Genomic DNA, 25,210 nt, shown 5'->3' with positions numbered 1-25,210 from the left:
GGGGCGGGCCGGGCCGGCAGGCCTCAGCCGAGGATGCCGCGCTCGTAGGCGACGGCGACGGCCGCCGCGCGGTCCTTCGCGCCCAGCTTGGCGAAGACATGGGTGAGGTGGGTCTTCACGGTCGCCTCGCTGATGAACAGCTCGGCGGCGATCTCCCGGTTCGAGGTGCCCCTGGCGACGAGCCGGAGCACCTCACGCTCACGCGTGGACAGCGGTTCCTGGCCGGGCCCGGCCGGGGTGCGCACCCGTGAGACGAGCCGGGAGGCGACGGCCGGCGACAGCACGGTCCGGCCGTCGGCTGCGGCGCGTACGGCGGTGAACAGCTCGTCGCGGGGCGCGTCCTTGAGCAGATAGCCGGTCGCGCCCGCCTCGATGGCTGGCAGGGTGTCGGAGTCGGTGTCGTACGTGGTGAGGACGAGCACCTTGGAGCGGGTGCCGAGCCGGGCGAGCTCGGCGATGGCGGCCACGCCCCCGCCGCCCGGCATCCGCAGGTCCATCAGCACGACGTCGGGGTCGAGGCGGGTGGTGAGCTCGACGGCGGCCACTCCGTCGGCGGCCTCGCCGAGCACCTCGAAGCCGGGGGCCGAGGCGAACATGCCGCGCAGGCCGTCCCGTACGACGGGGTGGTCGTCGACGACGAGGAGGGTGATGACGCGCGCGGTTCCGGGGGCATCGGTCATATCGGCACCAGGCTACGTCCCTTCAGGCGCGCCGGACCAGCGGCACCCGGGCGGACACGGCGGTGCCGAGGCCGGGCTCGGACTCCACCTCGACGGTGCCCGCGATCCGCCCCGCACGGGCCCGCATCCCGCCGAGGCCGAAGCCGCCCGTGCCGCTGTGCGGGTGCGGGGCGGCCGGGTCGAAGCCGCAGCCGTCGTCGCGTACGTCCAGGGTGATCTCGTCGCCCATGTAGGAGAGGGTGACGCCCGCCCGCGTCGCCCCGGCGTGCCGGGCGGCGTTGGCGAGGGCCTCCTCGGCGATCCGGAGCAGAGTGGCCCCGACCTCGTCGTGGAGCGGCTCGACGGTTCCGGTGACGGTGAACTCCGCCCTCACGCCACTGCGTTCCGCCCAGCCGGTGACCGTCTTCTTCAGCGCGCCGGGCAGGTCGTCGTCCTCCAGTGCGGCGGGCACCATGTCGCGCACCGAGCGGCGGGCCTCGCCGAGACTGTGCCTGGCCAGACCCGCCGCGCGGTCGAGGTGCTCACGGGCGAGGGCGGGGTCGGCGGTCGAGGTGACGGCCTGCAGCTGGGTGATGATCCCGGTCAGTCCCTGCGCGAGGGTGTCGTGGATCTCGGCGGCGAGCCGTCGCCGCTCGTCGGCGACGCCGGCCTCGCGTGCCTGGAGCAGGAGCTGGGCGTGCAGGGCGGCGTTCTCGGAGAGTGCCTGTTCCAGGCGGGTGTTGGCGAGTTCCAGCGCGGAGATGGTCTCGGTCTGGCGCCTGGTCCGTTCGGCCTCGCGGGCTCCGATGTTGCCGAAGAGGAGGGCGAGGGAGGAGTGCAGGACGAACAGCGCGCCGAAGGCGACCCAGTTGGGGAGGGAGGCCGGCGGCATACCGCTCCCGGACTGGGATCCCGCCATCGTGACGGCGGTGCACAGCATTCCCGCGCGGACGAGGCGTTTCGGCAGCAGCTCGGCGACGTCGAAGTAGCCGATGATGGCGTAGATGGAGAAGAACGGGTTGCACCAGCAGAGCGCGAACCCGATCGCGGTCCGCAGGACGTAGTAGACGACGGCGGCCGGCGTCTGCGGGGTGGCAGCGGGCCGGACGCGGCCCCACCACAGCTGGAGCCCGCAGGCCGCCCCGGTCAGGACACCCGCCGTGTACTTGTCCGCCGCGGACATCCCGGTCAGCCCCGAGGACAGGGCGGCCATCAGGACGGCGAGGCCGAGGAGGGTGTACGGGCCGAACCGGAAGAAGCGCTGCTCGACCGTCGTGCTTTCCGGTGCCGTCCCCATGGGGACAGTCTTCATGCCGGTCACTCCCAGCGGAAGAGCCTGGTCGCCGCCCTGCCCAGCACCACGGTCCACACCACCATGACCCCGAGGTGCACCCAGCCCGGCCAGTCCCCCGAAGCCGCCTGGTCGAGTGCCTGGGAGGCGGCGCCGAACGGGGTGAACTCGACGATCCGGCGGAGCAGGTCCGGCATGGTCTGGACGGGCACCCAGACCCCGGCGGTGAACATCATCAGGAGGTAGGCCACCGAACCGACGGCGGTCGCGACCTTGGACGTCCGGGACAGTGCGCAGATGGTCGCGCCGAGGGCGAGGACGCAGCCGACGGCCAGGAGAAGAGCCAGCAGATAGCCGAACGCCTGCCCCGGAAGGCGTACGCCGAAAGCGAGCCGTCCGACGGCCATCACCAGCACCGCCGAGCCGAGCGAGGCCGCGCCGTGCAGCACGATCTGTGCGGCGAGCAGGGCCGAGGGGCGTACCGGGGTGGCCGACATCCGCCGGAGGATGCCGCGTTCGCGGTAGCCGGTGAGGACCGGCGGCATGGCCTGCAGACCGGCCATGATCATCGCCAGCAGGACGGCCACCGGTACGTACAGGTCGATGACGCTGCGTCCGCCGAGGGCGTCGTCGGCCTCCCGGAACGACGGGATCAGACCGAGGATCGTCATCAGGGCCGTCGGGAAGACGAGGATCCAGAACAGGCTGCCGGGTTCACGCAGGAAGAGCCGGGTCTCCGTCCTGAGGACGGCGGCGAGCGGGGCCGGACGGGACGCGGTCGTGGCTACGGTCGTGGTCATGGTCATGAGGCCTGTTCCGTGAGGTCGAGGAATACGTCGTCCAGGCCCGCCTCGGCGACGCGCAGTTGACGGGCGGTGATGCGGTGGCGGGCCAGGAGCGTGATCACGGCGTTGGCGGTGTCGTCCGTGCCGTGGATGACCACCCGCCCGCCGGGATCGGTCACGTCGACGGAGACGGCGCCCGGCAGCGCATCGAGTTCGGCGTACGCGATCGGCTCCGAGGGGGTGAAGGAGATGGCGGTCGGTCCCGCCGCTCCGCCGATCAGTCCGCCGGGGGTGTCGAGCGCCACGACACGGCCCTTGTCGATCACCGCGACCCGGTCGCAGAGCCGCTGGGCCTCCTCCATGAAGTGGGTGACCAGCAGGACGGTCACCCCGCCGGCCCGGATCTCCTCGATCAGCCGCCAGGTGTCCCGGCGGGCCCGGGGGTCGAGGCCGGTGGTCAGTTCGTCCAGCACGACCACGCGCGGGTTCCCGATGAGGGCGAGGGCGATGAACAGGCGCTGCTTCTGGCCGCCGGACAGCTTGGCGAAGCGGCGGTCGAGGTGGCCGTCGAGACCGAGCCGTTCGGCGAGCGCCTGCCGGTCGGCGGGGCGCGGGTAGAAGGCGCTGTAGAGCTCCAGCGCCTCACGCACGGTCAGCTTGGGCTGGAGCTCGCTCTCCTGGAGCTGGGCGCCCAGCAGCCGGGTGACCTCGTCGCGGTCGACGGCGGGGTCGAGTCCGGCGACCCGGACGGTGCCGGAGTCGGGGATCCGCAGTCCCTCGACGCATTCGACGGTGGTGGTCTTGCCGGCTCCGTTGGGGCCGAGGATCCCGAAGATCTCCCCCTCGTCGACGGTGAAGCTCACCCCGTCGACCGCGGGGCGGCCGCCGTAGGCCTTGTGCACCCCGTGTACTTCGATGATTGCCATGCCGTAAGGATTCCGGTGGGCGGCCGCCGCCGGTATCCGCCGTCACGCCCGTCCTCGCATCAGCCGATCGGTTGACCGGTCCCTCCGACCAGCGGCGTGTGACCGGAAAACCACGTGATCGATGTCAGTGGTGAACCTTAGGCTCGGTCCTGATGCCCGAGAAACCTGCAGAGCCCACGGACCGGTCCGCCGTGCGCTCCCTCCTGCGACTGTGGCCCTATGTCAGACCGGTGCGGCTGCGCTGGATCAGCGCGGCGCTCGTGGCGGTTATCGCGTCCTGTCTCACGCTGGTGATCCCCCTGGTCCTGAAGTGGATGGTGGACGGTCCCGTCGCGGACCGCGATCCGGGCGGGGTATGGCTGGGGGCGCTCTGGCTGCTGCTGCTGGGGATCGTCGAGGCCGGGCTGTTCGGCCTCCGCCGGTGGCTCGTGGCCCGGCCGCTGGCCGGTGTCGAGGCGTCGATGCGCGCCGATCTCTACCGTCATCTCCAGCGGCTTCCGGTGGCGTTCCACGACCGCTGGCCCTCGGGGCAGCTGCTCTCACGCGGGACGACGGACCTGATGCTGCTGCGGATGTTCCTGGCTTTCCCGCTGACGTTCCTGCTGGTCAACACCACGACGATCCTGGTCGGTTTCGTCATCCTGTTCGCCCAGGAGTGGTCGCTGGGGCTGGTGCTGCTCGCGCCCGCCGTCCCCCTGATGGTCCTGTGCTCGCTCTTCGAGACGAAGTACGCCCTGGTGGCGCGGAAGGCCCAGGACCAGGTCGGCGATCTGACGACGGTCGTCGAGGAGAGCGTGCTGGGCATCCGTATCGTCAAGGGCTTCGGCCGCAACCGCAGCCAGGCGCTGGCCTTCCGCGCGCTCGCGCAGCGGCTGCGCACCACGGAGCTGGGCAAGGCCCGGCTGCTCGCGGGGATCTGGGCGCTCATCACGGCCATCCCGGAGCTGGCGATCGGTGCGGCGCTGGTGCTCGGCACGATCCAGGTCGCGGACGGCGATCTGTCCGCGGGCACGCTCGTCGCGTTCCTCTCGACGGCTCTGGCGCTGCGCTGGCCCGTCGAGTCGATCGGCTTCCTGCTGGCGATGAGCCAGGAGTCGGCGACGGCCGCCGACCGCTACTTCGAGGTCATGGACGTCGCGGAGGAGCCGGAGTCCGGGACCCCGGGAGAGGCGGCCGGGACCGCCGGGCAGGGCATGGTCTTCGAGGGGGTGGAGTTCCGCTACCCCGACGCCGAGCCCGGTTCACCGCCGGTCCTGGCCCGCGTCGACCTCCGGATCCGGCCCGGCGAGACCATGGCGCTGGTGGGCGCCACCGGTTCCGGGAAGACGACGCTGACGGCGCTCGTCCCCCGGCTGCACGAGGTCACCGGCGGCCGGATCCTGCTGGACGGCGAGGACATCACCACCATGGAGCGGCCGCGGCTGCGCGAGCTGGTCTCGGTGGCCTTCGAGGAACCCACCCTCTTCTCGGCGACCGTCGGGGAGAACGTGCTGATGGGCGCGGAGGGCGCGGGCGAACAGGAGCTGCGCCGGGCCCTGTCGGTCGCGCAGGCCGACTTCGTGCACGAGCTGCCGCAGGGCATCGACACCCAGGTCGGCGAGCAGGGGCTGAGCCTCTCAGGCGGCCAGCGGCAGCGCCTCGCGCTGGCCCGCGCCGTGGTGGGCCGGCCGCGCTTCCTGGTGCTCGACGACCCGCTCTCCGCCCTGGACGTGCATACGGAGACGCTGGTGGAAGCGGCGCTGCGGCGGGTCCTGGAGGAGACGACGGCCGTGGTCGTCGCCCACCGGCCGTCCACGGTGATGCTCGCGGACCGGGTGGCCCTGCTGTCCGAGGGCCGGATCAGCGCCGTGGGCACCCATCAGGAACTCCTGCGCACCAACGCCGAGTACGCCTGGCTGATGTCGGGCGACCGGAGCACCGGTGTTCTCGTCCCCGAGGAGGGCAGCACCCGATGACCAGTACGACTGCCGACGGACCCGCCCTCGCCGACGAGGACCTCCCCGGGAGGGAGCCCGGTCCGGCCGGAGGCGACGGTGACGCTTTCGACGCCGACGCCCTGCCCGCTCCCCGGGGTGCCACCCGGGCGCTGCTGATCTCCCTGCTCGCACCGCTGCGGGCCAGGGTGCTCGTGGCCTCCCTCCTGCTGCTCGTCCAGCAGGCCGCCGTGCAGGCGGGTCCCCTGCTCGTCGCGTACGCCATCGACAGCGGTGTGCCCGCGTTCCGGGACCACGACTACGGCCCGCTGGCCGCCGTGGGCGTCGGGTACGCGGTGTGCTCGGTCGGTGGGGGGCTGCTCCAGTACGCCTTCATCCGGGCGGCCGCCCGGATCAACCAGGACGTGCTGCTCGATCTGCGCGGGCGGATCTTCCGGCACGCGCAGGCGCTGAGTGTGGACTTCCATGAGCGCTACACCTCGGGCCGGCTGATCTCCCGCTCGACCACGGATGTGGAGTCCCTGCGGGAGCTGCTGAGCGAGGGGCTGCAGGAACTCATCGGGGTGGTCCTGTCGTTCGTCTCGATCTCCCTGATGCTGCTCTGGCTCGACCTCGGCATCGGCGCCATCGCCGTGGCGTCCTTCGCTCCGCTGTATCTGCTGGTGCGGGCCTACCGGCGCCGGGCGGCGAAGGCGTACTCGGCCCGTTCGTCGGCGATCGCCGCGGTCATCGTGAAGTTCGCCGAGACGATGAACGGGATCCGCCCGGTGCAGGCGTTCCGCAGGGAGCGCGCCAACGACAAGGACTTCGCGGTGTTCAACCGCCGACACGAGCGGAGGAACGGCGACGCGCTGCTGGAGATGGCCCGCTACGTCGTGGGCTCCCGGCTCGTCGCCAACACGGCCGTGGCGGCCATGGTGCTCTGGGGCGCGTACCGGGTGGCGTCGGACACGCTGGCGCTCGGCGTGCTGGCCGCGGCGGTGCTCTATCTGCGGCGGCTGTACGACCCGATCGACCGGCTCGCGATGTTCCTCAACTCCTACCAGTCGGCGGCCGCTTCGCTGGAGAAGATCGCCGGCCTGCTGGCGCAGACACCCTCGGTGCCCGAGCCCGTGACCCCGAAGGTGCTGCCCACCCTCGCCGGTGAGCACCCGGGCCGGGAGGTCGTGTTCGACGGGGTGCGGTTCGCCTACCGCACGGGCGGCGAGGTCCTGCCGCGCTTCGATCTGACCCTGCCCGCGGGCCAGACCGTGGCCGTGGTCGGTTCGACGGGCGCGGGCAAGTCGACGCTGGCCAAGCTGCTGGCGCGCTTCTACGACCCGACGGAGGGCCGGGTCCTCCTGGACGGCGCCGATGTGCGCGACCTGGCGACGGCCGAGCTCCGGCGGGGCGTGGTGATGGTGACCCAGGAGGCGTTCCTGTTCTCCGGGACGATCGCGGAGAACATCGCGATCGGCCGTCCGGAGGCGACGCCGGAGGAGATCGAGCACGCGGCCAAGGCCATCGGGGCGCACGACTTCATCAGCTCCCTGCCCGACGGGTACGACACGGACGTCCGCAAGCGGGGTGGCCGGATCTCCGCGGGCCAGCGCCAGCTGGTGGCCTTCGCGCGGGCGCTGCTCGCGGACCCGGCGGTGCTGATCCTCGACGAGGCCACGAGTTCGCTGGACATCCCCGGCGAGCGGGCGGTGCAGCGGGCGATGGACACGGTGCTGCACGGCCGCACGGCGGTGGTGATCGCGCACCGCCTGTCGACCGTGGAGATCGCGGACCGGGTCCTGGTGATGGAGCACGGGCGGATCGTGGAGGACGGCTCACCGGCCGAACTCATCGGCGGTACGGGCCGGTTCGCGGGCCTGCACCGAGCGTGGCGGGAGAGCCTGGCCTGAGGTGCCCGCGCTGTAGGTTCCGCAGTTCCGTGCGCACTTCCGCGTCATCATGAGCACCGATCGGACGTCCGGCGCGGGCCGCTGCCTGATGGGCGCGTCCTGGCCCAGCAGAGCGCCCAGGGCCTCGCCTTCGTCCGGCGAGGCGCAGTCAGGCAGGGGTCGAGTCGCGGTCGCCTTCTTGTGGTCCCGGCGGGCCGAGCCGGTGGTCGAGCGCGGCACCGGCATCGGGGCAGTGCGTGCGGATGACGTCGAGGAAGGCGTTCAGTGCAGGGGAACTGTCCCGGGCGTTGAAGGACAGGACCAGATCGGGCAGAGGCGTGCGCGGAGTCACCTCGCAGAACCACGTGCCCCGTCGTGGGGCCGTCAGCATGCGAGAGGGTCCCAGGCCGACGCCCATCCCGCAGGCGGCGAGGCCGATGATGGTGTGGATGTCCCTCGCGACGGTCGCGCCGGAGAGCGCCGGGGAGTCCTTGCCCAGGAGGGTCCTCAGTCCGGTGACGACGGCGGGCTCGTCCTCGCCCGGCGCCAGAATCAGCGGCTGTCGCCGCAACTGGTCCACGTCGACCGACGACTGACCCGCGTACGGGTGCGTGCTGCTTACGACCGCGACCAGGTGGTCGTGTCCGATCGGGACCGATACCAACTGCTCGGCCCCGACGCCCCGTGGCGGGCCGAGGCCGATCGCCATGTCCAGTTCGCCGGCGATGAGCGCGGCCGTGCTGCGGTTGGTCGCCATCTCGTCCAGTTCCAGCCGCACGTCGGGCCGTTCGCGGCCGAACCGGCCAAGGACGTCCGGCAGGGGTTCGAGCAGCGCCGAGGCGATGAAACCCAGGCGCAGTCGTCCCGTCTCGCCGCGCGCCGCCCTGGCCGCGTCGACCGAGGCCGCCGCGATCTCGTCGAGCGCCCTGCGCGCCCGGGAGAGGAAGGCCGCGCCGGCAACCGTCGGAAACACCCCTTGGCGGGTGCGATCGAACAAGCGGGCGCCCACTTCCCGTTCGAGGTCGGCGATCTGCTTGGACAGCGGAGGCTGCGCGATGCCCAGCGCACCGGCCGCCCGGCCGAAGTGTGCGTGCTCGGCAAGGGTCAGTGCGTACCTCAGGTGCCGCGCCTCCATGTCAGCCTCCCAGTCATATCTCACGTGTATCGTCAACCAGCCTGTCAGATCTTTCACTAGATGACCGGGGGCTGGGTCGCGTGGAATGCGGTCATGACCGATTCTTCCTCCACAGACACCGTCTTCGTCTTCGTGCACGGGGCCTGGCACGGCTCCGGGCAGTGGGCGGCCACGCAGCGCGCACTCGCCGCACTCGGTGCCGCGAGCATGGCCATCGATCTGCCGGGGCACGGCTTCCAGGCGCCACTGCCCACCGGATACCTCCAGCCGGGCCAGCCGGGCCTGTTGACAGAGAAGTCCGCGCTCGCCACCGTGACGATGGACGACAGCGCCGAGGCTGTGCTTGACACGCTGCGCCAGGCCCGACACCACCGTCGCGTCGTACTTGTCGCGCACAGTGCGGGCGGCGGCCCCGCGTCGCTGGCTGTCGAGCGCGCACCCGAACTCGTCGACGAGATCGTCTACCTCTCGGCCTTCGTGCCCGCCGGACGGCCCCGGTTCGTCGACTATCTCGGCTCGCCCGAGCACGCCACGGCGCGGGGCCAGAGTCTCAACCTCGGTGACCCCGGGGAACTGGGCGCCGTGCGGATAAACCCGCTCTCGCAGGATCCCGCCTATGTCGAGGAACTGCGGCAGACTCACTACCACGACACCGCACCGGAGCACTTCGACCGCTGGCGCTCGGCACTGAGCCCCGATCTGCCGCTGGCGATCCCAACCACCCCGGTCACCGTGACTCCGCAACGCTGGGGGCGCGTCCCGCGGACCTTCCTGCGCTGCGCGGACGATCGGGCGCTGCCCACGGCCGTGCAGGATCTGATGATCGCGGAAGCCGACCGAGCCATGCCCGGCAACCCGTTCACCGTGCGCACCCTCCCGGGCAGCCACAGCCCGTTCGCCGCCCGGCCCCGTGAGCTCGCCGCGGTTCTGCTGCCGTGAGCGGCGGACGCCTCGTGCTGCCGGTGGTGCTCAGCGCCACTTTCGTGCAACTGCTCAACGTCACTGTCGCCCAGGTGGCTGCGCCGGCGATCCAAGCCGGTCTGGGCGCCGGCCCGGGCGCTGTGCAACTGGTCCTCGCCGGATACACCCTGACGTACGCGTGCCTGCTCATCCCCGCCGCACGTCTGGGCGACCGGTACGGCTACCGCCGGCTGTTCGTGGCAGGCACCGTGGTCTTCACCGCAGGGTCGGTGGCCGGTGCATGCGCCCCCGACGCCGCATCGCTGATCACAGCCCGGCTGCTGCAGGGCGCGGGCAGTGGCCTGGTCGCCCCCCAAGTCCTGTCGCTCATACAGACCGCCACCCCCGCGACACGCCGGCCACGCGCCCTCGGCCTGTACGGCGCCACCATGGCCGTGGCGTCACTGGCCGGGCCGCTGATCGGCGGCCTCGTCCTCAGCGCCGACCTCTTCGGCCTCGGCTGGCGGCCGGTGATGCTCCTCACCGTGCCGGTGGCACTCGCCTCGCTGGCCGGAGCGACCGCGCTGCCCAGCACCCGCGGGGCGGACGGACTCCGCGTCGACAAACCGGGTGCGCTGCTGGTCACCATGGGAGCCGGCGCGCTGGTCCTGCCCCTGGCCCTGGGGCGGGAAGCAGGCTGGCCCTGGTGGACGTGGGCCGGTTTCGCCGTGGCTGTGGCCGCCCTCGGCCACTTCGTCCGGACCCTCCCGCACCGGCCGGACCCGCTGATCCATCCCGCGGTGCTGCGTGACCGGTCGGCGCGGAGGGGCACGTTGCTGGTGTTCGTGTTCAACACGGGCGTGCCCTCCTTCACCTACCTGCTCTTCCTCCACCTTCAGTCCGCCGTCGGGTACTCGGCCCTGGCTGCCGCACTGACGTCGGCACCGTTCGCCGCAGCCGCCGTCGTCGGCAGCAGAGCCGCACCCGCTCTCACCCGCCGGCACGGTCCGAAGGTGCTCACCGTCGCCCCCCTGGTCCTCGCCGGGATGTGCCTGGCGCTGGCCCCCCTCGTCGGCTCGGCGACTGGACGCCAGGCGACACTGCCCGTGCTGGCCGTCGGCGGAGCCGCGTTCGGCGCCTTCACCGCGTCGGTGTTCACCCAGGTCCTGGCCCAGGTGCACGGCCCCGCCGCCGGTTCGGTCTCCGGTCTGCTGCCCACAGCACAGCAGCTCGGCGGATCCATCGGAGTGACCGCGGCCGGACTCGCCTACTACGCCCCCGCCGCCGATGCGGACGCCGCGTTCCGGCACGCCATGCTCTACCAGGCCGCCGCCTTCACGATCACCGCGCTGATCAGCCTCCGGCTCCAACACCGGCCTGGCACCGAGCCCATGCACGGCCACAGCAGTCACAGCGCAAGGGCACGTAGGTAAAGCGCCGGCCTCCAGCGGCCTTCGCCCCTCCCCGTAGGCCGTGCCCGCTCCGCATCGCCCAGGGAACATGGACGACGACCACCGGTTTCAGAAGCCGGCGATCGTCGCGACACTTGAACCTCCCCCACCCCAACTCCGCTCGGGCCGACGCGCCTTCTGCAGGACGGCACAGCACACAGGAGAGCGCATCCGAAAGCAGCGCCACCCACCCCCGGTGGCCGGCAGCAGCACGCCGCACTCAGAGCGACGGACCGGTGAGAGCCTCTCGTGCATTCTGCTCATGATCGGCTGTCGAAGGCGGTGCTCACGGGGCGCGGAAAGCCGGATCGCAGCAGGAGCCACTGCTCACGGAACCGTGTTTCCTGCATCGACGGCGGCGGCGCTCCCCCGGTCCGGCTCCCTCGCCGGGCCGGGGCCCGCGGCGACAGCCACCCGGCTGACCACGCCCCGACCTCCTGGTTCACGCTCCTGGACGCGACCGGACGACCGGCTCGTCCGGTCGCGTCCGCCCTCATCCTGACCGCTTGCGGAGTGGTGAGCTTGGTACCGGCCCCAGGCGGGGAACCGACCGTTCTGAGTCCGGCCCGGACGGCTGCGGTATGGACCGACACCCGAGGCGGCACGCTGGAGCTGAAGCCGGACGGATCCGGGAGACCTCGGAGCAGGGGGAACCTGACCATCGTCGCGGTGTCGTCCGACACCGGCGCCGTCGTGGAGGACCACGGGGCGCTGCGGTACCGCGAGGCACCGAAGCTCTGGAGCTGCATCGGCGACCCCGGCGACGGAAATTTCTGCACCCTGACCGCCCCTCCGGAGTGAGACGACCAGGCCGACCGAGCCACCGCGTCGGCCGGAGAGCCGACACCGCACGACGCGGTCTCCGGCACCCGGCCCGGAACCGGCCATACCTCGCACCGTCTCAGCACGTGGTCCCCGTCCGCTTCCGCCCGCGCATCCCGGCCACGGGGGATACCGACGGAAACCCCTCTCTGCCCTGCGGTGTACGGCAGATGACAATCCCAGCAACCTCCTGCGCCACACCGACGACACACGGCGAAACGTCCGCTTAACGAACATGACCATTCCGGCAACGGACGACTTCCGGCCAATGTGTTGACGCGGTCCTGACACGCACCTGTTCCGGCTGACACTCTTCCCCCGTTCCACGCACCGCCTGCTCTGCCCGGCCGGCTCACCCAGTCGACCGGCACCCCCTCGCAGAAGGAGTCCGCGTGAGACCCACGCCCAGCCGTCGTGCCACCGCGACCGGCGCTCTGATAGCCGCAGCCGCCCTCCTCGCCGTCGGAATGCAGGGCGGCGCCGCAACGGCCGCCCCCGAAGCCGCGAGCGCCGCCCCGGCGGCCGCGGTGAAGGGCGCCGACCCCGGCGCGCTCCCCGCGAAGCTCTCCCCCGCCCAGCGCGCCGAACTGCTCCGCGAGGCCAACGCCACCAAGGCGGCCACCGCCGACGAACTCGGTCTCGGCGCCACGGAGAAGCTCGTCGTCCGCGATGTCGTCAAGGACGTCGACGGCACCACGCACACCCGCTACGAGCGCACGCTCGACGGTCTCCCCGTCCTCGGCGGCGACCTGGTCGTGGCCGAGTCGAAGTCCGGCAAGACCGAGGGCGTCACCAAGGCGTCCAGGGCGACCGGCGCGCAGCTGAAGGCGGTGGGCACCACCGCGGACGTCGCACCGGCCACCGCCGAGAAGCAGGCGCTCACCGCGGCCCGGGCCGACGGCTCGAAGAGCACCGAGGCGAGCAAGGCCCCGCGCAAGGTCGTCTGGGCGGCGAGCGGGACCCCGCAGCTCGCGTACGAGACCGTGGTCGGCGGCCTCCAGCACGACGGCACCCCGAACGAGCTGCACGTCATCACGGACGCCACCTCGGGCGCCAAGGTCTTCGAGTGGCAGGCCATCGAGACCGGCACGGGCAACACGCAGTACAGCGGCCAGGTGACGCTGGGCACCTCGGGCTCCGGAAGCTCGTACAACCTGACCGACTCCACGCGCGGCAACCACAAGACGTACAACCTGAACCGCGGCACCTCCGGCACCGGGACCCTGTTCTCCGGACCCGACGACGTCTGGGGCAACGGCAGCGCGTCGAACACGGAGACGGCCGCCGCCGACGCGCACTACGGCGCCGCGGAGACCTGGGACTTCTACAAGAACGTCATGGGCCGCACCGGCATCAAGGGCGACGGTGTCGGGGCGTACTCCCGTGTCCACTACGGCAACAGCTACGTCAACGCCTTCTGGTCCGACAGCTGCTTCTGCATGACGTACGGCGACGGCAGCGGCAACGCCGCGCCGCTGACCTCGCTCGACGTGGCGGCGCACGAGATGACGCACGGCGTCACCTCCAACACCGCCGGTCTCAACTACAGCGGTGAGTCGGGCGGTCTCAACGAGGCCACCTCGGACATCTTCGCGGCCGGCGTGGAGTTCTACTCCAACACCACCACGGACCCGGGCGACTACCTCGTCGGCGAGAAGATCGACATCAACGGCGACGGCACGCCGCTGCGTTACATGGACAAGCCCAGCAAGGACGGCGCGTCCAAGGACTCCTGGTACTCGGGCCTCGGCTCGGTCGACGTCCACTACTCCTCGGGGCCGGCGAACCACTTCTTCTACCTGCTCTCCGAGGGCAGCGGCGCCAAGACCGTCAACGGGGTCTCCTACAACTCCCCGACGTCGGACGGCCTTCCGGTGACCGGCATCGGCCGGGACAAGGCGCTGCAGATCTGGTTCAAGGCGCTCACCACGAAGTTCACCTCCACCACGAACTACGCCGCGGCCCGCACCGGCACCCTCGCCGTGGCCGGTGAGCTGTACGGCACGACGAGCGCCGAGTACACCGCGGTCGCCAACGCCTGGGCCGGCATAGCCGTCGGCTCCCGTCCCGGCGGCACCGACCCGGGCGGCACGGTCTTCCAGAACACGACCGTCAAGGCCATCGCCGACCGGAGCACCACCAGCTTCCCCGTCGTCGTCAGCGGTCTCACCGGCAACGCGCCCAGCGACCTGTCGGTGGCGGTGAACATCAGCCACACCTACCGCGGTGACCTCGTCCTCGACCTGGTCGCCCCGGACGGCACGGCGTACCGCCTGAAGAACTCCTCGTCGAGCGACTCCGCGGACAACGTGGTGGCGACCTACACGGTCAACGCCTCGTCCGAGACGGCCAACGGCACGTGGAACCTCAAGGTCCAGGACGTCTACTCGGGCGACACCGGCACCTTCAACAGCGTCAAGCTCACCTTCTGAGCACCGTACGGGGACGCTGATCAGGGCGTCGCCACGGAACGCGCGGCAGCAGTGGAACAGCCCCGGGGAGCACCCTCCCCGGGGCTGTTCCGCGTGTCAGTGCGGGGAGTTAGCGTCCCGGCCGGGAATGTTCTGCTCGGCCCAGACGATCTTTCCGGTCGCCGTCCGGCACGAACCCCAGCTGCGGCACAGCAGGTTGATGAGCTGGAGCCCCCTGCCGCCCTCGTCGCTCAGGTCGGCGTGCTGGATCTGCGGCAGGTCGGGTCCGGTGTCGGCCAGCTCCACCTGGAGCCGCTCGTCGCAGAGCAGCCTGAGCCGGCCGGGTCCGCCGCCGTAGCGCAGGGCGTTGCCGACCAGTTCGCTGACCACCAGCTCCGTCACATCGGCGAGTTCGTCCAGGCCCCACCGGGCGAGCTGCTCGGTGACCAGCTTGCGGGCGGTGGAGGCGGGGTTGCCCTCCGTGGGCAGGTCCCACTCCCGCAACCGGACGTCGGGGGCGAGCTCGTGGCCCCCCGCGACCAGCAGCACCGCCTCGTCGAACCGGCCGTCGTCCTGCCGCGGCGAGGTGAGCGGGCCACCGGCGTCGAGCTTCTCGGGCGCCATCGCCGCCACGGAGGCGCGCAGCCCCTCCAGTTGTACGTCCACGTCGTCGGTGCGCGTCTTGATCAGCCCGTCGGTGTAGAACACGAGCCGGCCGCCGGCCGGTCCGCGCAGTCTCAACGGGTCGTACGGGATGACCCCGGCACCCAGCGGCGCTCCGACCGGCACGTCGGGATAGCGGGCGGTCCCGTCCGCTTCGACGAGCAGCGGCGGCGGATGGCCGGCACTCGCGATCGTGTAGCTGGAGTCCGCCGGGTCGTAGACCGCGCACAGACACGTGGCCACCTGGTCGTCCTCCAGATCGCGGGTGGCCAGGTCCAGCCGGGCGAGGAGCCGGTCGGGGGCGATGTCCAGCATCATGAGCGTACGGGCGACGGCCCGCAGCCTGCCCATCGTGGCGGCGGCGGGCAGGCCGTGCCCGGTGACGTCGCCGACGAGCAGCGCCGTACGCCCGCTGGGGAGCGCGACCACGTCGTACCAGTCACCGCCCACCCCGTGCGCGTCGACGGCCGGCGCGTAGTGGGCGTGCACCCGCAGTCCGGGGGTGTGCGGTGTGGCGCGCGGGAGCAGGGAGCGCTGGAGCGAGACGACATGCTCGCGCTCGCGTCCGTAGAGCCGCGCGTTGTCCATGAACACGGCCGCCATGGAGGCCAGCTGACCCGCCAGGTCCAGATCCACGCGGCTGAAGGGCGGGCTGTCACCGGCGCGTACGAAGTCGGCGGAGCCCAGCAGGACACCACGGGCGGTCAGCGGCACGGCCATGTAGCTGTGGACGCGCTGACGGCGCATCGCCTCCGCCGCGCTCGGCGTCGGCGCGACGCGCTCGTAGTCCTCGGGGGTCATCCGGCTGACCAGCACGGGCCGGCCGTTGCGCAGGCACTCGGTGGTCAGCAGTGTCTCGCGGCGCTCCCGGCGGTCGACCACCTCGCCCACCGGGGCGGGTTCGAGTCCGTCCAGCGCGTCGATGGCCCGCACCGCCATGGCACGGGTGACGGGCACCGCGGCGCCGGTGACGCGCTCACCCTCCTCGCCGCGCAGCACGGACTCCAGCAGATCGACGGCGGCGGCGTCGGCCAGTCGCGGGACGCTGAACCGGGCCAGCTCCTGGGCCGTTCGCTCCAGGTCGAGCGTCGTGCCGATCCGGGTGCTCGCCTCGTTGAGCCAGCGCATCCGCGCCGCGTTGGTGAAGCGGTCCCCCCGCGGCGGTCCCGCGGGTTCCGGCCGGCGGATGTGCAACTGCCGTGAGGTGCCGTTCTGCGCGGCCAGCCGACGGGTCAGGCGTCTCGCTCGGCCTCCGCCGCCGTTCACCGTGCTGACCTCCACTCGCGCCCGGTGGGACGCCTCGCTGTCGTGTCGGTGACCTCAGGGCCACACCGGCAGGGCTGTCATGTTAGCGAGATCACGCCGAATGCACCCCTGCCGGTACCAGGTGGACCGCAGGACACGCGGGTGGGCCCGGCGCGCAAGCACGCCGGGCCCACCGTGAGCGGGGGGGGAGTCAGCGCAGGAGGACCCCGCCGCCGTCGCCCGTGGACGCGTTCGGCACCGCGACCAGGCCCAGCTCCGCGCCCGAGGCGAGCAGCCGGTGCGAGGGCAGGACGCGCACGGTGTAGCCGTAGGGGCCCGTACGGTCGAGGGCGAGCGGCCCCTCGTACAGCCAGCGGTCCTCCAGGTCGTGACCGCCCGTCGGCTTCAGCGGGTAGGTCTGGGCCTCCGCGATCGCGTCCCCGGAGTCGACCCGGCCCGCGACCACCTGCACCTCCACGTCCTCCGGGTCGAGGCCGCCCAGAGCGATCCGGACCCGGAGCGCCAGGGTGGACCCCAGCTCGGCGGAGCCGCCGACGACCGTGTCGGCGGAGGCCTCCACATGGTCGACCGCCACCTGCGGCCAGGCCGCGCGGACCTTGGCCTTCCAGGCGGCGAGTTCGCGGGCGGCCGCCGGCTCCAGCACCCGGCGCGACTGCGCGGCGGGGGCGTAGAGCCGTTCGACGTACTCACGCACCATGCGGCCCGCGAGGACCTTGGGACCCAGGGTGACCAGGGTGCGGCGGACCATCTCGATCCACCGCTGGGGCAGGTCGTCGGAGTCGCGGTCGTAGAAGCGGGGGGCGACCCGGTCCTCGATCAGTGCGTAGAGGGCGTTGGCCTCCAGCTCGTCGCGCCGCTCCTCGTCGGTGGCGGAGCCGTCGGCGGTGGGGATCGCCCAGCCGAAGTCGGGCTCGAACCACTCGTCCCACCAGCCGTCGCGCACGGAGAGGTTGAGGCAGCCGTTGAGCGCCGCCTTCATGCCGCTGGTTCCGCAGGCCTCCAGGGGGCGCAGCGGGTTGTTGAGCCACACGTCGCAGCCCGGGTAGAGCTTCTGGGCCATCCCCATGCCGTAGTCCGGCAGGAAGACGATGCGGTGGCGCACCCTCGGGTCGTCCGAGAACCGCACCAGCTCCTGGACGAGCCGCTTGCCGCCGTCGTCGGCCGGGTGGGCCTTGCCGGCGACGACGATCTGGATCGGACGCGTCGGGTGGAGCAGCAGCTCACGGAGGCGGTCGCGGTCGTGCAGCATCAGCGTCAGCCGCTTGTACGAGGGCACCCGGCGGGCGAAGCCGATGGTCAGCACGTCCGGGTCGAGCACACCGTCGATCCAGCCCAGTTCGGCGGTGCCGGCGCCGCGACGGCGCCAGGAGGCGTAGAGACGCTTGCGCACCTCGGTGACGAGCTGCTCGCGCAGCCCTCTGCGGAGGTCCCAGATCTCGCGGTCGGGGACCGCGGTCACGGCGTCCCAGCGTCTGGGAGTGACCCCCGCTCCCGGCGTACGGCCGTCGGCGCCGGCCCCGACGCCGACCTCGGCTCCGGCGAGGGCGTTCTCCGCGCGCTCGGAGCCGAATGTGCCGGCGCCGAGCCTGAGAACCTCGGGCGCGACCCAGGTCGGGGCGTGCACCCCGTTGGTCACCGAGGTGATCGGCACCTCGGAGGGGTCGAATCCCGGCCACAGCCCGGAGAACATCTCCCGGCTGACGGCTCCGTGCAGGGTGGAGACCCCGTTGGCGCGCTGGGCGAGCCGCAGCCCCATCACCGCCATGTTGAAGAGGTCGGGCTCACCTCCGGGGTAGGTCTCCATCCCGAGGCGCAGGATCTTCTCCACGCCGACCCCGGGCAGCTCCCCGTCGTCACCGAAGTGACGGGCCACGAGGTTCCGTTCGAAGCGGTCTATCCCGGCGGGTACCGGGGTGTGCGTGGTGAAGACCGTGCCGGCCCGTACGACCTCCAGGGCGGCGTCGAAGTCCAGACCGGTCTCGGAGAGTTCCCGGATCCGCTCCAGGCCGAGGAATCCGGCGTGCCCCTCGTTGGTGTGGAACACCTCGGGGGCCGCGTGCCCGGTCAGCCGGCAGTAGGTGCGCACGGCGCGCACCCCGCCGATGCCGAGCAGCATCTCCTGCAGCAGCCGGTGGTCGCTGCCGCCGCCGTAGAGCCGGTCGGTGACGTCCCGCTCGCCCGGTGCGTTCTCCTCGACGTCGGAGTCGAGGAGCAGCAGTGGGACGCGCCCGACCTGGGCCTGCCAGACCGAGGCGTACAGGGACCGTCCGCCGGGCAGGGCGAGGACCACCCTGCTGGGGGTGCCGTCGGCCTCCCGCAGGAGGGTGAGCGGCAGCTCGTTGGGGTCCAGGACGGGGTAGTGCTCCTGCTGCCAGCCGTCCCGGGACAGGCTCTGGCGGAAGTAGCCGTGCCGGTAGAGCAGGCCAACCCCGATGAGCGGTACGCCGAGGTCGCTGGCGGCCTTGAGGTGGTCGCCGGCCAGGATGCCGAGCCCGCCCGAGTACTGGGGCAGAGCGGCGGTGACACCGAATTCGGGTGAGAAGTAGGCGATGGCCGCGGGGAGCTCCGCGCCCTGGGAGAGCTGGTTCTGATACCACCTCGGGCCGCCGAGGTAGTCCCGGAGGCCCTCGGACACCTCGGTGAGCCGGCGCATGAAGTGCTGGTCCCCGGCCAGCTCGGCGAGGCGTGCGGCGGAGACGGCGCCGAGCAGACGCACGGGGTCGGCGTCCGCGGGCCGCCAGCCCTCCGGGTCGGCCGCCTGGAAGAGCTGTTGGGTCTCGGTGTGCCAGGACCAGCGCAGATTGCGGGCGAGGTCGCTGAGCGGTCGCAGGGGTTCGGGGAGGACGGGACGCACGGTGAATCGACGAATGGCCTTCACGTATCCCACCTTTACAGGGGACGTACGGATCCGAGGGGACGCACGACGGTGGGCGCCCTCTCCGTCACCCTCGACGGTAGCGGTGTGCCGCCGTACGCAACCACGGCGCGCGACCGGCTCAGTGGGTACGGCGCGGGGCGGCCCACCCGCTCCCGTCCCCCGCGCTGCACCGCGCGCGCCCTCCCTCAGCCGACTCCTGGATGCCTCCTGTCACCGGGGCCCCGCCGGTCTCTCGGACCCCTCTAGCCCCATGGGCCAGATGCGCCAGTTACGTACCCGTCTGTCACGGGCGATATGGCTGATTTCCTCACCTCACGCGGACTTGTGGCACCCCACACCTCAGGGAAGGCTTCGGGGGTGCCCGCTCGTCGGCCGGGGGACCGGCGCGCGGCCCACAGCGCGTGCTCCGGTTGCACCCAGGAGTTAACACACCGCCGGGTTGGCCACCCGAAAACGGTGGGAAGGCTCCCTCGGTAATCCCCGCGCTGCACATCCCAGGTGCCCCGGTCGGAGCACGAATCCCCCGCGCGCCTGCCATTCGAGTGCCATTCGAGTGAACGCGGACAGGAGCGGCCATGCCCACAGCCCGCCAGCCCACAACCGAGCAGCTACAAAGGACGCAACCCCACCATCGCGGCGCGCGCGGTCAACCCTTCACGCCCACGTCGCGCGCCGTGCATGCCGAGCTCCGACCCCCAGGTGATTCCATGATCGGTCGCATTCCCGTCCTGGACGTCCGTCCGCTCGTCGACTGCGGCAGACGGCCCGCCAAAGCCGTCGAGGGTGAGACCTTCGAGGTCAGCGCCACCGTGTTCCGCGAGGGCCACGACGCCGTGGCCGCCAATGTCGTCCTGTGCGACCCGAGCGGACGGCCCGGCCCCTGGACGCCGATGCGCGAGCTGGCCCCGGGCACGGACCGGTGGGGTGCCGACGTCACCCCGGGGTCGGAGGGCCACTGGACGTACACCGTCGAGGCGTGGAGCGACCCGGTCACCACCTGGCGCTCGCACGCGCGGATCAAGATCCCGGCGGGCATCGACACCGCGCTGGTCCTGGAGGAGGGGGCCGAGCTGTACGCCCGCGCCGCCGAGGGGGTGCCCAAGAAGGACGGCCGCGAGGCGGTGCTGGCCGCCGTCGACGCGCTGCGCGACACGAAGCGCCCCGCGGCCTCCCGGCTCGCCGCAGCGCTGACCGCCGAGGTGGACGAGGCGCTCGGCCGCCACCCCCTGCGCGAACTGGTCACCGCGTCCCGGCCGCTGCCGCTGACCGTCGAGCGCCGGCGCGCCCTGTACGGCTCCTGGTACGAGATGTTCCCGCGCTCCGAGGGCGCCCGGCCGGAGCCGGTGGAGCCCCCGAAGCCGGCCCGGAAGCCACGGGCCACTAAGACCGCGAAGACGGCCGCCACCCGTAAGAAGGCCCCGGCGGCTGTCACCGAGCAGCTCCCGCCGCCGGTTCCCCGGATGCTCAGCGGCACGTTCCGGACCGCCGCCGAGCGACTTCCGGCCGTCGCCGCGATGGGGTTCGACGTGGTCTATCTCCCGCCGATCCACCCCATCGGCACCACCCATCGCAAGGGCCCCAACAACAGTCTCTCCCCCGGGGCCGACGACCCGGGGGTGCCGTGGGCGATCGGTTCGGCCGAAGGCGGGCACGACGCCGTCCATCCGGATCTCGGCACGATCGAGGACTTCGACCACTTCGTCGCGACGGCCCGCACGCTGCGGATGGAGATCGCGCTGGACTTCGCCCTCCAGTGCTCCCCGGACCACCCCTGGGTGACGGAGCATCCGGAGTGGTTCCACCACCGCGCCGACGGGACGATCGCCTATGCCGAGAACCCGCCCAAGAAGTACCAGGACATCTATCCGATCGCGTTCGACAAGGACCTGCCCGGGATCGTCGCGGAGACCGTGCGCATCCTGCGGTACTGGATGGAGCACGGCGTACGGATCTTCCGCGTCGACAATCCGCACACCAAGCCGGTGGTCTTCTGGGAGAAGGTGATCGCCGACATCAACCGCACCGACCCGGACGTGATCTTCCTGGCCGAGGCCTTCACCCGCCCCGCGATGATGCGCACGCTGGCCTCGGTCGGCTTCCAGCAGTCCTACACGTACTTCACCTGGCGTAACACGAAGCAGGAACTCACCGAGTACGTCACGGAGCTTTCGGGCGAGAGTTCCTCGTACATGCGGCCCAACTTCTTCGTGAACACGCCCGACATTCTTCCCGGTTACCTGCAGGACGGCGGCCGTCCCGCCTTCGGTGCCCGGGCCGTGCTGGCCGCGACGCTGTCCCCCTCCTGGGGCGTGTACGCGGGCTTCGAGCTGTACGAGAACACCCCGGTGCGTCCCGGGAGCGAGGAGTACCAGGACTCCGAGAAGTACCAACTCAGGCCCAGGGACTGGGAGTCGGCGGAACGTGAGGGCCGCTCGCTCGCTCCCCTGATCACCTCCCTCAACAGGATCCGGCGTCGCCATCCGGCGCTCCAGCAACTGCGCGACGTCCACTTCCACTCGGTCGACAACGAGGCGCTGATCGCGTACAGCAAGCGCTCGGGTTCGGACATCGTTCTGGTGGTCGTCAACCTCGACCCTCACCACACCCAGGAGGCCACGGTCTCGTTGGACATGCCGCGTCTCGGCCTCGACTGGCACGAGAGCGTGCCGGTGCGCGACGAGCTCACCGGCGACACCTATCACTGGGGCAGGGCCTTCTATGTGCGTCTGGAGCCGGGTGTCACACCCGCGCACATCGTGGTCCTGCGACCGTCCCCGCCGACCGGAGGGTCACCCACACCATGATCGTCAATGAGCCTGTCCACGACCTGTTCGAGGACACTCCCGCCAAGGACCGCGATCCCGACTGGTTCAAGCGCGCCGTCTTCTACGAGGTACTCGTGCGGTCCTTCCAGGACTCGAACGGGGACGGCGTCGGTGACCTCAGAGGCCTCACCGCCAAGCTGGACTATCTGCAGTGGCTGGGCGTCGACTGCTTGTGGCTGCCGCCGTTCTTCAAGTCACCTCTGCGCGACGGTGGTTACGACGTATCCGACTACACGGCCGTGCTGCCCGAATTCGGCGACCTCGCCGACTTCGTGGAGTTCGTCGACGCCGCGCACCAGCGCGGCATGCGCGTGATCATCGACTTCGTCATGAACCACACGAGCGACCAGCACGACTGGTTCCAGCAGTCCCGCACCGACCCGGACGGGCCGTACGGCGACTACTACGTCTGGGCCGACGACGACAAGCAGTTCCCGGACGCGCGGATCATCTTCGTCGACACGGAGACGTCCAACTGGACCTTCGACCCGGTCCGCAAGCAGTACTACTGGCACCGGTTCTTCTCGCACCAGCCCGATCTCAACTACGAGAACCCGGCGGTGCAGGAGGAGATCATCTCGGCCCTGCGCTTCTGGCTGGACCTCGGTATCGACGGCTTCCGCGTCGACGCCGTCCCCTACCTCTACCAGCGCGAGGGGACGAACTGCGAGAACCTCCCGGAGACCCACGGCTTCCTCAAGCGGGTCCGCAAGGAGATCGACGCCAACTACCCGGACACCGTCCTGCTGGCCGAGGCCAACCAGTGGCCGGAGGACGTCGTCGACTACTTCGGCGACTACACGGCCGGCGGCGACGAGTGCCACATGGCGTTCCACTTCCCGGTGATGCCCCGCATCTTCATGGCCGTGCGGCGTGAGAGCCGCTACCCGGTCTCGGAAATCCTGGCGAAGACCCCGGCGATCCCGTCGGGCTGCCAGTGGGGCATCTTCCTGCGCAACCACGACGAGCTCACGCTCGAGATGGTCACGGACGAAGAGCGCGACTACATGTACGCGGAGTACGCCAAGGATCCGCGGATGCGGGCCAACATCGGCATCCGCCGGCGTCTCGCGCCGCTCCTGGACAACGACCGGAACCAGATCGAGCTGTTCACGGCGCTGCTGCTGTCCCTGCCCGGCTCCCCGATCCTCTACTACGGGGACGAGATCGGGATGGGCGACAACATCTGGCTGGGCGACCGTGACGCCGTGCGCACCCCGATGCAGTGGACGCCCGACCGCAACGCCGGTTTCTCCTCCAGCGACCCGGGGCGGCTCTACCTCCCCACGATCATGGACCCGGTCTACGGCTACCAGGTCACCAACGTCGAGGCGTCGATGGCCTCGCCGTCGTCGCTGCTGCACTGGACACGGCGGATGATCGAGATCCGCAAGCAGAACCCCGCCTTCGGTCTCGGTTCGTACAGCGAACTGCCGTCGTCGAACCCCGCGGTGATCGCGTTCACCCGCGAATACAAGGACGATCTCGTGCTGTGCGTCCACAACTTCTCGCGGTTCGCGCAGCCGACCGAGCTCGATCTGCGGGCCTTCGACGGGCGTCATCCGGTGGAGCTGATCGGCGGGGTGCGCTTCCCCGCCGTGGGTCAGTGGCCCTACCTGCTGACTCTCGCGGGACACGGCTTCTACTGGTTCCGGCTGCGGAAGGACGCTCCGGTCGGCTGACCCCAGAGGGAGGGGTGCTGACGGCGCCTCATATCCGGGGCGTCACCCGCGGGGCGGTTTCCGCCGCCCCGCACGGGGCACTCTCACCGATATCGAGCACTTCCTGGCTCTTCCGGGCACTTGTGGCCCATTGATCGAGCATTGATCGAGTCCATACGGACTTTTCCTCACCCGACACGTCCCGCACAGCCGGACAGCCATTGCCGCAATCCGGGACACTCTTCGCATCCTGTGGTGTGCCCGGGGAAAGGACGCGATGCCATGTCGGAGGCTGCATCCACTCGAGTCGCCCTGGCGAAGAGCACAACATCGAGAAAGACGACAAGAAGACATTCGACGAGCACCACGGGCACAACCGCCCTGCTGCCGTCGCTCGCCCCGCTGCTCCACGAGTGGGTGCCCCGGCAGCGGTGGTTCGCGGGCAAGGGGCGGGCCGTCACCGGTTTCTCCCTCGTCGCGGCCACCGAGATACTGCCTCTGGACGCCGCGGGCGCGGGCCCCGGGCTGCTGCACCTGCTCGTCCGGGTGCACCAGCCGGACGGCCGCCCCGCGCCTGCCCAGGGGGACTGCTACCAGCTGCTGCTCGGCGTGCGCACCACGCTGCCCCCGCGCCTGGCCGGAGCCCGCATCGGGCAGGTCACGGACGGGCCGCTGGCCGGCCGCACCCTGTACGAGGGACTGCACGACCCGCGCGTCGCCGACCTGCTGCTGGAACGATTCCGTAACCCCGGTTCCCTCGGCCCTCTCCGCTTCGACCGGGCGGAACCGATCCCGCTGGGCCTGGCCCCGCGCGTCCTGGACGCCGAGCAGTCCAACTCCTCGCTCGTCTTCGGGGACGCCTTCATCCTGAAGATCTTCCGCAGGGTCTTCCCCGGCATCAACCCCGATCTCGAACTTCCGCTCGCGCTCGGCCGCGAGGGCTGCGGCCGGGTACCGGCCCCGGTGGCCTGGTTCGAGGCGACGACGGGCCCTGAGCCGCTCACGCTCGGGGTGCTGCAGCCGTTCCTGCGCGGCGCTCAGGACGGCTGGCAGCTGGCGCTCGCGGCGCTGGCCGCCGGCCGGGACTTCGTACCGGAGGCGCGGGCGCTCGGCCAGGCCACCGCCGAGGTGCACATCGCGCTCGCCGCCGCACTTCCGACGCCACCCCTGGCCCACGACCGGACCAGGGACCTGGTGGCCGGGATGGTGGAGCGGCTGGAGGCCGCCGCCCAGGCGGTCCCGGCCCTCGTCCCGTACGTCCCTGGGCTGCGCACCGCCTTCGACGCGGTCGCGGCGCTCGGCGACACGGGGTGCGGCTGGGCGGCGCAGCGGGTCCACGGGGATCTGCATCTCGGCCAGACCATGCGCGCGGAGGACGGCTTCTGGTCACTGATCGACTTCGAGGGCGAGCCGGCCAGACCGCTGCCCGAACGGCGCGCCCCGCAGCCGACGGTGCGTGACGTCGCGGGGATGCTCAGGTCCTTCGACTACGCGGCGCGCTCGCACCATCCGTGGAACCCCGAATGGGCGGCCCGCTGCCGTGCCGCGTACTGCGAGGGCTACGCCGGCGCGGCGGGTTCCGATCCACGCGCCGAGCCGGAGCTGCTGCGCGCCCACGAGACCGACAAGGCGGTGTACGAGGTGCTGTACGAGGCCCGCCACCGTCCCGACTGGCTGCCGGTGCCGATGGCCGCCATCCAGCGCCTGGCCGGCACGACCGCGTGACCTCCGCTCC

16 protein-coding genes are annotated in these 25,210 nt (G+C 71.4%); 9 read left to right on the top strand and 7 right to left on the bottom strand.

Going from position 1 to position 25,210, the window contains the following annotated elements; genetic code table 11:
• Positions 1-23 precede the first annotated feature (23 nt).
• The 4 genes from OG379_RS26845 to OG379_RS26830 are packed head-to-tail and all read right to left on the bottom strand — an operon-like array spanning position 24 to position 3,661.
• The gene (locus tag OG379_RS26845) at positions 24-680 is read right to left on the bottom strand and encodes a response regulator (RefSeq protein WP_405665578.1); all 657 of its coding nucleotides are present in this window, start codon (positions 678-680) and stop codon (positions 24-26) included.
• Between the two features lie 22 nt (positions 681-702).
• Positions 703-1,971, bottom strand: coding sequence for a sensor histidine kinase (locus OG379_RS26840; RefSeq protein ID WP_405665577.1), 1,269 nt, complete (start codon positions 1,969-1,971; stop codon positions 703-705).
• 5 nt (positions 1,972-1,976) lie between these two features.
• The gene (locus OG379_RS26835) at positions 1,977-2,750 is read right to left on the bottom strand and encodes an ABC transporter permease (RefSeq protein ID WP_405668657.1); all 774 of its coding nucleotides are present in this window, start codon (positions 2,748-2,750) and stop codon (positions 1,977-1,979) included.
• Positions 2,751-2,752: 2 nt separating this feature from the next.
• On the bottom strand, positions 2,753-3,661 hold the full coding sequence (locus tag OG379_RS26830) for an ABC transporter ATP-binding protein (RefSeq protein WP_405665576.1): 909 nt from the start codon (positions 3,659-3,661) through the stop codon (positions 2,753-2,755).
• Between the two features lie 152 nt (positions 3,662-3,813).
• Between OG379_RS26830 and OG379_RS26825 the strand changes: the two genes are divergently transcribed.
• Entirely contained in the window at positions 3,814-5,616 is a 1,803-nt protein-coding gene (locus tag OG379_RS26825; protein WP_405665575.1) for an ABC transporter ATP-binding protein, read from the top strand.
• Positions 5,613-7,484 carry an ABC transporter ATP-binding protein gene (locus OG379_RS26820; RefSeq protein ID WP_405665574.1) on the top strand — a complete coding sequence of 624 codons (1,872 nt, stop codon included), beginning with the start codon at positions 5,613-5,615 and terminating at the stop codon, positions 7,482-7,484. The genes OG379_RS26825 and OG379_RS26820 overlap by 4 nt, the downstream gene beginning before the upstream one ends.
• 148 nt (positions 7,485-7,632) lie before the next feature.
• On the opposite strand, the gene OG379_RS26815 is transcribed toward OG379_RS26820, so the two are convergent.
• Positions 7,633-8,598, bottom strand: coding sequence for a LysR family transcriptional regulator (locus OG379_RS26815; protein ID WP_405665573.1), 966 nt, complete (start codon positions 8,596-8,598; stop codon positions 7,633-7,635).
• A 93-nt stretch (positions 8,599-8,691) separates the two neighbouring features.
• Between OG379_RS26815 and OG379_RS26810 the strand changes: the two genes are divergently transcribed.
• From OG379_RS26810 to OG379_RS26795, 4 genes are all read left to right on the top strand, one after another.
• Positions 8,692-9,537, top strand: a complete 846-nt coding sequence (locus OG379_RS26810) for an alpha/beta hydrolase (RefSeq protein WP_405665572.1) — start codon at positions 8,692-8,694, stop codon at positions 9,535-9,537.
• Positions 9,534-10,931, top strand: a complete 1,398-nt coding sequence (locus tag OG379_RS26805; protein WP_405665571.1) for an MFS transporter — start codon at positions 9,534-9,536, stop codon at positions 10,929-10,931. The genes OG379_RS26810 and OG379_RS26805 overlap by 4 nt, the downstream gene beginning before the upstream one ends.
• Positions 10,932-11,618: 687 nt before the next feature.
• Entirely contained in the window at positions 11,619-11,750 is a 132-nt protein-coding gene (locus OG379_RS26800) for a hypothetical protein (RefSeq protein WP_405665569.1), read from the top strand.
• A 413-nt stretch (positions 11,751-12,163) separates the two neighbouring features.
• Entirely contained in the window at positions 12,164-14,203 is a 2,040-nt protein-coding gene (locus OG379_RS26795; protein ID WP_405665568.1) for a M4 family metallopeptidase, read from the top strand.
• A 96-nt stretch (positions 14,204-14,299) separates the two neighbouring features.
• Here the strand turns inward: OG379_RS26795 and OG379_RS26790 are convergent, their stop codons facing one another.
• Positions 14,300-16,126, bottom strand: coding sequence for a SpoIIE family protein phosphatase (locus OG379_RS26790; RefSeq protein ID WP_405665566.1), 1,827 nt, complete (start codon positions 16,124-16,126; stop codon positions 14,300-14,302).
• 175 nt (positions 16,127-16,301) lie between these two features.
• Complete coding sequence (gene glgP, locus OG379_RS26785; protein WP_405665565.1) at positions 16,302-18,989, bottom strand: alpha-glucan family phosphorylase; 2,688 nt, start codon at positions 18,987-18,989, stop codon at positions 16,302-16,304.
• Between the two features lie 707 nt (positions 18,990-19,696).
• Between glgP and OG379_RS26780 the strand changes: the two genes are divergently transcribed.
• The 3 genes from OG379_RS26780 to OG379_RS26770 all read left to right on the top strand — a co-directional run bounded on the left by OG379_RS26780 (position 19,697) and on the right by OG379_RS26770 (position 25,200).
• Positions 19,697-21,793: an alpha-1,4-glucan--maltose-1-phosphate maltosyltransferase gene (locus OG379_RS26780; RefSeq protein WP_405665563.1), complete on the top strand. Its 2,097-nt coding sequence runs from the start codon at positions 19,697-19,699 to the stop codon at positions 21,791-21,793.
• Positions 21,790-23,496, top strand: coding sequence for a maltose alpha-D-glucosyltransferase (gene treS / locus OG379_RS26775; protein WP_393761009.1), 1,707 nt, complete (start codon positions 21,790-21,792; stop codon positions 23,494-23,496). The genes OG379_RS26780 and treS overlap by 4 nt, the downstream gene beginning before the upstream one ends.
• A gap of 261 nt (positions 23,497-23,757) precedes the next feature.
• Positions 23,758-25,200, top strand: coding sequence for a maltokinase N-terminal cap-like domain-containing protein (locus OG379_RS26770; protein WP_405665562.1), 1,443 nt, complete (start codon positions 23,758-23,760; stop codon positions 25,198-25,200).
• Positions 25,201-25,210 lie beyond the last annotated feature (10 nt).

Source organism: Streptomyces sp. NBC_01166, assembly GCF_045039765.1.
GTDB lineage: Bacteria > Actinomycetota > Actinomycetes > Streptomycetales > Streptomycetaceae > Streptomyces.
This window is presented reverse-complemented; position numbering and strand designations above follow the sequence as displayed.

Bases quoted from the DNA above. Each gene is read 5' to 3' on its own strand.
- OG379_RS26845 (WP_405665578.1), bottom strand. From the start codon at position 680: ATGACCGATGCCCCCGGAACCGCGCGCGTCATCACCCTCCTCGTCGTC.
- OG379_RS26840 (WP_405665577.1), bottom strand. From the start codon at position 1,971: ATGAAGACTGTCCCCATGGGGACGGCACCGGAAAGCACGACGGTCGAG.
- OG379_RS26835 (WP_405668657.1), bottom strand. From the start codon at position 2,750: ATGACCACGACCGTAGCCACGACCGCGTCCCGTCCGGCCCCGCTCGCC.
- OG379_RS26830 (WP_405665576.1), bottom strand. From the start codon at position 3,661: ATGGCAATCATCGAAGTACACGGGGTGCACAAGGCCTACGGCGGCCGC.
- OG379_RS26825 (WP_405665575.1), top strand. From the start codon at position 3,814: ATGCCCGAGAAACCTGCAGAGCCCACGGACCGGTCCGCCGTGCGCTCC.
- OG379_RS26820 (WP_405665574.1), top strand. From the start codon at position 5,613: ATGACCAGTACGACTGCCGACGGACCCGCCCTCGCCGACGAGGACCTC.
- OG379_RS26815 (WP_405665573.1), bottom strand. From the start codon at position 8,598: ATGGAGGCGCGGCACCTGAGGTACGCACTGACCCTTGCCGAGCACGCA.
- OG379_RS26810 (WP_405665572.1), top strand. From the start codon at position 8,692: ATGACCGATTCTTCCTCCACAGACACCGTCTTCGTCTTCGTGCACGGG.
- OG379_RS26780 (WP_405665563.1), top strand. From the start codon at position 19,697: ATGATCGGTCGCATTCCCGTCCTGGACGTCCGTCCGCTCGTCGACTGC.
- treS (WP_393761009.1), top strand. From the start codon at position 21,790: ATGATCGTCAATGAGCCTGTCCACGACCTGTTCGAGGACACTCCCGCC.
- OG379_RS26770 (WP_405665562.1), top strand. From the start codon at position 23,758: ATGTCGGAGGCTGCATCCACTCGAGTCGCCCTGGCGAAGAGCACAACA.